Source organism: Staphylococcus sp. McC-251-APC-3A2, from assembly GCF_009695665.1.
Classification (GTDB): Bacteria; Bacillota; Bacilli; order Staphylococcales; family Staphylococcaceae; genus Staphylococcus; species Staphylococcus cohnii.
This window is the reverse complement of record NZ_VUNO01000014.1, coordinates 1-7,117: the sequence shown is the minus strand read 5'-3', so window position 1 is coordinate 7,117 and position 7,117 is coordinate 1. Positions and strand designations below refer to the sequence as shown.

Annotated in this window: 5 protein-coding genes and 2 pseudogenes; 6 read left to right on the top strand and 1 reads right to left on the bottom strand. The window is 32.5% G+C overall.

The annotated features are described in order from the left end of the window. The 5 genes from FYJ81_RS12865 to xylE all read left to right on the top strand — a co-directional run. Nucleotides 1-266: DDE-type integrase/transposase/recombinase (locus FYJ81_RS12865; protein ID WP_002504259.1), on the top strand; the 266-nt coding region annotated here is incomplete at its 5' end. 166 nt (nt 267-432) lie between these two features. After that, entirely contained in the window at nt 433-1,587 is a 1,155-nt protein-coding gene (locus FYJ81_RS12860; protein ID WP_154409728.1) for an ROK family transcriptional regulator, read from the top strand. Nucleotides 1,588-1,734: 147 nt separating this feature from the next. After that, nucleotides 1,735-3,057, top strand: coding sequence for a xylose isomerase (xylA, locus tag FYJ81_RS12855; RefSeq protein ID WP_154409727.1), 1,323 nt, complete (start codon nt 1,735-1,737; stop codon nt 3,055-3,057). Between the two features lie 5 nt (nt 3,058-3,062). Next, nucleotides 3,063-4,553: a xylulokinase gene (gene xylB / locus FYJ81_RS12850; RefSeq protein ID WP_154409726.1), complete on the top strand. Its 1,491-nt coding sequence runs from the start codon at nt 3,063-3,065 to the stop codon at nt 4,551-4,553. A 20-nt stretch (nt 4,554-4,573) separates the two neighbouring features. Continuing rightward, nucleotides 4,574-5,983 carry a D-xylose transporter XylE gene (gene xylE, locus FYJ81_RS12845; RefSeq protein WP_154409725.1) on the top strand — a complete coding sequence of 470 codons (1,410 nt, stop codon included), beginning with the start codon at nt 4,574-4,576 and terminating at the stop codon, nt 5,981-5,983. A gap of 225 nt (nt 5,984-6,208) precedes the next feature. On the opposite strand, the pseudogene FYJ81_RS12840 reads toward xylE, so the two are convergent. Beyond that, nucleotides 6,209-6,736: pseudogene (locus tag FYJ81_RS12840) on the bottom strand (MFS transporter); the annotation flags it as partial. Nucleotides 6,737-6,791: 55 nt separating this feature from the next. Between FYJ81_RS12840 and FYJ81_RS12835 the strand changes: the two are divergent. Beyond that, nucleotides 6,792-7,117 (top strand): annotated as a pseudogene (locus FYJ81_RS12835) (IS6-like element IS257 family transposase); the annotation flags it as partial.

Below are 7,117 nucleotides of genomic sequence, written 5' to 3'. Positions count from 1 at the left end.
CAACGAAGGTAGCAATGGCTAAAGTAATTAAAGCTTTTAAACTTAAACCTGACTGTCATTGTACATCGAAATATCTGAATAACCTCATTGAGCAAGATCACCGTCATATTAAAGTAAGAAAGACAAGATATCAAAGTATCAATACGGCAAAGAATACTTTAAAAGGTATTGAATGTATTTACGCTCTATATAAAAAGAACCGCAGGTCTCTTCAGATCTACGGATTTTCCCCATGCCACGAAATTAGCATCATGCTAGCAAGTTAAGCGAACACTGACATGATAAATTAGTGGTTAGCTATATTTTTTACTTTGCAACAGAACCTTAAATAAGGATAAAACTTTTGGCTATTTTAATATGTGTTAAAATAATAAATATAATAAAATGGATATTTAAAATAGAACATTCAAAGTGCATATGGAGTCTTAAATTATGGAAAATAACTTATTTTTAAATATAAATAGTAATGAAAAATTAGTGCTAAAAGAAATTTTTAATCATCAAAATATTTCACGCACAGAAATATCAAAGAATCTAGGAATTAATAAAGCGACCATTTCTAGTATTTTAAATAAATTGAAGAGTAAATCTTTAGTGCGCGAAGTTGGTGAAGGTGATAGTACGAAAAGTGGCGGAAGGAAACCGATCTTACTTAAGGTTAATCATCTGTATGGCTACTTTATTTCGTTAGATTTGACATATAGTTCTGTTGAAGTGATGTATAACTACTTTGATGGTAATGTGATTCAACACGAATCTTATAAATTACCGAATGACAATGTAAGTAGTATATTAGATATTTTGAAAGAGCACGTTGATGTTCGTGAAAAACATGACACTATTCATGGTTTATTAGGTATGTCTATATCTATACATGGTGTCGTTGATAATGATCAAAATGTCATTTATTTACCATTCCACAAGACAGATGGAGCTTCTATAACAGAAATGCTAAAAGAATTTGCCCAAGTTCCTGTGATGATCGAAAATGAGGCAAATCTTTCTGCATTGTATGAACGTAATTTTAAGCATAGTTTATCGATTAATAACCTTATAGCGCTTAGCATTCATAAAGGTATTGGTGCGGGCTTAATTATTAATAATAAATTGTATCGCGGTGCCAATGGTGAAGCGGGTGAGATTGGAAAAACACTTGTATCAAAAGTAAGCAATAATGTGGAAACTTATCATAAGATTGAAGATATTTTTTCTCAAGAAGCTTTACTACAAAATTTAAGCCATCAATTAGGTGAGACGTTAACACTTAGTAAACTAATTCAATGTTATAAAGAGCGAAACTCTGTAGTTGTGCAAGAGATGGAGCAATTTATTAATAAGATTGCTATATTAATACATAACTTAAACACGCAATTTAATCCAAATGCTTTTTATGTTAACTGTCCGTTAATTAATGAAATGCCAGAAATTTTAGAAGAAATTAAAGAACAGTTTAAACAGTATTCTCGAAGTGAAATTCAAATCAAGCTAAATTCTAATGTGAAGTATGCTACTTTGTTAGGCGGAACTTTAGCAATCATTCAAAAAGTGCTACAAATTGAAGACATTCAATTATATATTCATATTTAAAAAGAACTTGTTAGAAATCTTTTATAAGATTTCTAACAAGTTCTTTTTTTAATGTAGAAAGCGTTTACATAAATGATAGTATATGATATATTATTTTTAAAGTTAGTTTGTTTAATAAACTAACCAACTATCATTAGGAGGATTACAATGACATATTTCGACATAGATAAAGTAAAATACGAAGGTTCAAAATCACAAAACATTTATAGTTTTAAATATTATAATCCGGAAGAAAAAATAGGCGATAAAACGATGGCTGAACATTTAAGGTTTAGTGTCGCTTATTGGCATACATTTACTGCAGATCTTTCAGACCCATTTGGTGTAGGCACGGCTGAACGTGAATGGGATAACTTAAATGAGATGGACAAAGCTAAAGCAAGAGTGGATGCTATTTTTGAATTCATGGAAAAATTAAACCTTGAATATTTCTGTTTCCACGATATTGATATTGCTCCTGAAGGTTCTAATTTAAAAGAATCAAATGAAAACTTAGACGTAATAGTCGATCTTATTAAAGAAAAAATGGACGAGACGGGCAAGAAATTATTATGGAATACTACTAATAATTTCACACATGAACGTTTTGTACACGGAGCAGCTACATCTTCTAACGCTGAAGTATATGCATACGCTGCAGCGAAAGTGAAAAAATCTTTAGAAATTGCTAAAAAGTTAGGCGCAGAAAACTTTGTATTCTGGGGTGGTCGTGAAGGTTATGAAAGTTTATTAAATACCGATATGAAGTTAGAACTAGATAATTTAGCAAACTTCTTCAAAATGGCTAAAAGTTATGCTGAAGAAATAGGATTTGAAGGACAATTCTTAATTGAACCTAAACCTAAAGAACCAACTACTCATCAATATGATACAGACGTTGCAACAGCTCATGCTTTCTTACAGAAGTATGACTTAGATGATGTATTTAAATTTAATATTGAAGCAAACCACGCTACTTTAGCAGGTCATTCATTCCAACATGAACTAAGATATGCAAGCGATAATCAAATGTTAGGATCAGTGGATGCCAATCAAGGTCATCCTCAACTAGGTTGGGATACTGATGAATTCCCTACAGACGTGTATGACACGACATTAGCGATGTACGAAATACTTAAAAATGATGGTTTAAGCCCAGGTGGTCTAAACTTCGATGCTAAGCCAAGAAGAACATCATTTAAACAAGAAGACTTACTATTAACGCACATTGCAGGTATGGATACATTTGCACTTGGATTAAGAGTCGCTCATAAAATGATTGAAGATAACTTCTTCGAAAATATCATTAATAAAAAATATAAATCATTTAGTGAAGGTATCGGTAAGGAAATTGTAGAAGGAACAACTTCATTTAAAGAATTAGAAAAATATGCACATAAAATAGAAAAAATTGAAAATGAGTCAGATCACTTAGAAGTAATAAAATCACAAATCAATCAATATATTCTAAATATCAATAATGGAGAATGATAATTATGACTTATGTAATTGGCGTTGATATTGGTACAAGTGGATTAAAGTCCATAGTTGTTAATAAAGATGGTAAGGTCGTCGACTCTCATAGCATCAGTTATAAAACGACGCATCCAAAGTCTGGTTACAGTGAAATGGATCCAGATGTTTGGTACGAAGCAACAGTGAATAGTTTAACGCACTTATTAAAGAAATTTGATAAACAATCAATCACAGGTATTAGCTTTTCAGGACAGATGCATGGATTAGTCGTTGTTGACGAATCTGGTGATAGTATAAGGCCAGCTATTTTATGGAATGATACACGTACTTCACAAGAAGTGGAAGAAATTAAAGAAACTTTAGGTATGGAATTCTTACTTAAACAAACACAAAATACTGTACTTGAAGGTTTCACACTTCCGAAATTAATTTGGCTAAAAAATAATGAACCTAATAATTATAAAAAGATTCATAAATTTATGTTGCCGAAAGATTATGTTGTCTATAAATTGACGGGTAATATTTTCACAGAACCATCAGATGCTGCTGGAACGATTATGTATAATATCAAAACTGAAAAATGGTCTGAAACATTATTAAATCAATTAGATATTGATTCGAACATTTGCCCAGAAGTGATTCCTTCTCATCAAAAAAGTGGTGTGTTAAAAGAAGATATTAAGAATCAATTAAATATTGACTGGGAAATAAATATTTATCAAGGTGGCGCAGATAATGCCTGTGGTGCACTTGGTTCTGGTATAACAGATGAAACAAAACAACTTGTAAGCATTGGTACATCGGGCGTTGCACTTTCTATTGAGAACAGTGAACATTACGAAAATGACGGTAACATGCATTACTTTAGTCATTGTGTGCCAAATCAAAAGTATATTATGGGTGTTACGCTTTCAGCTGGCTATAGTTTAGAATGGCTAAAGCAATTGCTTAACCCAGATGAAGACTTTGGTACATTCTTACAAGATATTTCACAATCCAAAATAGGGGCAAATGGACTCTTGTATACACCATATCTATTAGGTGAACGTACACCGTATAACGATGCATCTGTCAGGGGTAGCTTTATTGGGCTAGATGCTAATACATCGCAAAAGGATATTAAACGTTCAGTACTTGAAGGTGTTACTTATTCTATTAATGAAAGTATCGAGATTATGAAAAATCAAGATGTCGATATAAAAGAAATTGTTTCTATTGGTGGAGGCGCAAAAAATGAAGAATGGTTACAAATACAAGCGGATATCTTTAATGCGCCTATTATGACTAGGACAGAAGAACAAGGGCCAGCATATGGTGCTGCAATGTTAGCTGCAATGGGCGAAAACTGGTTTGATACATTTCAAGATATTAGCCAATCATGGATTAACTATCATGAAAAAGTCACGCCAGATTCAAAAAATAATGAATCATATCAAAAATTATTTAATATATATAAACAAATTTATACTGCAACTCAGCCACTAACGAAAGACTTAGCTCAATTTAAATAACGAATTAGGGAGATGGGGGAATGAGTAGTTATGATAATAAGAGATTTATCTTTAAAATTGCACTAATCGCAACGCTTGGTGGGCTATTATTTGGTTATGATACAGCAGTAATTTCTGGGGCAGAACAATCATTACAAAAGTATATTACATCAGGTTATGGTAGTTTTATCCACGGAATAACAGTATCAAGTGCTTTAATCGGGTGTATTATAGGTGGATTATTGTCTTCAAATATTTCAAGAAGTTTAGGTCGTAAAAAATCTTTACAAGTTGCTGCAATCTTATTTATAGTATCAGCAATTTTATCAGGATATCCAGAATTTCTATTCTTTGATGCAGGACAATCAAGTTTAGGGTTGTTAGTCATATTTAATATATACCGTGTTATAGGTGGGATAGGAGTAGGCTTAGCTTCTGCTATTTCTCCAATGTATATTAGTGAAATTTCTCCTTCATCAATTAGAGGACGACTCGTGTCTTGGAACCAGTTCGCAATTATATTTGGTATGTTAGTCGTATACTTTGTAAACTATGGTATTACATTTGGTCAATCACAAAATTGGGTTGATGTAATAGGTTGGCGTTATATGTTTATGACTGAAGCAATACCAGCTGTCGTATTTTTTGTATTGCTATTCTTGGTACCAGAAACACCTAGGTATTTAATATTAGCTAATAAAGATAAAGACGCATTAACTGTTCTGAATAAAATTTATTCATCAAATGAGCATGCTAAAAAAGTATTGAAAGATATATTATCTACAAAAAGTAAGAAAAATGATACAAAAGCACCATTATTTAGTTTTGGTAAAACAGTCATTATCATCGGAATATTACTATCTATATTCCAACAATTTATTGGAATAAACGTAGCACTTTATTATGCACCGAGAATTTTCGAAACCCTTGGTGCAGGTAGTGATGCTTCAATGATTCAAACTGTCGTTATGGGATTAGTAAATGTGGTATTCACATTAATTGCTATAATTTATGTTGATAAATTTGGACGTAAACCGTTACTTATCATTGGATCAACAGGAATGGCTATCGGTATGATAGGCATGAGTATATTAACAGCAAATGGAATATTTGGTGTAATCACATTACTATTTATGGTCATCTATACTGCTTCATTTATGATGAGTTGGGGTCCAATTATTTGGGTATTATTATCAGAAATATTCCCGAACCGTATTAGAAGTAGTGCGATGGCTATAGCAGTAGCAGTTCAGTGGTTAGCGAACTTTACAATCACATCAACTTATCCATTTATGATGGATATCAGCGGTACAATGACTTATGGTTTTTATGCAACAATGAGTATACTGTCAGGAATATTTGTTTGGAAATTCATTCCTGAAACTAAAGGTAAAACTTTAGAAGAACTAGAAAGTATATGGGAAAAAGATAAGCCTAACGAGAATAAATAAACTGAAGAATACGGAAATGTACCGTATGAAAATACAGTTACAAAGTAGAAAAAAGGAGGCTGGGACATAAATACATGTCTCAGCCTCTTTTATTATAATGGCAGTAGCTGACTGGATTGAAAATGCGCTTATATCAAGTTTTTTCCAACCCTAGTCATCCTCGCCGGGGCGAGACTACGAAATCTATTTATTAAAATGAGATTTCTGTCCCGCTCCCTTTTGTTATTATATTTTTTCAATATATTGGTCTTCATGTTCTACATCTTTACCAACTGGATCCCACTTAATAACAGTAGTAATAATTAAACCAAGTACAGGCACAGCGGCTAAAAATAGCATTGTATTATTTAGTCCGAAATTAGCTAAAATAATTGGGAATATAAATGTTCCAAACATACTGCCGAATCGACTAACTGATTCAACAAATCCGGTACCTTTACCTCTTAAAATAGTCGGATAAGATAAGGCCCCAATTGCTTTCCCTTGTGTGCCTGGACCACCTGCATGACCGAATAGGAAGAATGCTACCATGAGTGCAATTAACCATGTATATGTGTGTCCGTAAAAGAATCCGATGACTAACATTGAACAACCTACAATACTAAAACCAATCATCGTTAGTTTGCGTGCGCCGTATTTAGTTGTAAGTAATGCACCTACTAAACCACCTATGATACCAGCAACGTTAATCAAAGCTGTACCTGATAATGATTCAATTTTATTGTCACCAATAATGTATATAGCAATTAAAGGGTTCTGTTGCAAAGTTGAATTTATAGTATAATTTTAACAAAAAGGAGTCTTCTGTATGAACTATTTCAGATATAAACAATTTAACAAGGATGTTATCACTGTAGCCGTTGGCTACTATCTAAGATATGCATTGAGTTATCGTGATATATCTGAAATATTAAGGGAACGTGGTGTAAATGTTCATCATTTAACGGTCTACCGTTGGGTTCAAGAATATGCCCCAATTTTGTATCAAATTTGGAAGAAAAAGCATAAAAAAGCTTATTACAAATGGCGTATTGATGAGACGTACATCAAAATAAAAGGAAAATGGAGCTATTTATATCGTGCCATTGATGCAGAGGGACATACATTAGATATTTGGTTGCGTAAGCAACGAGA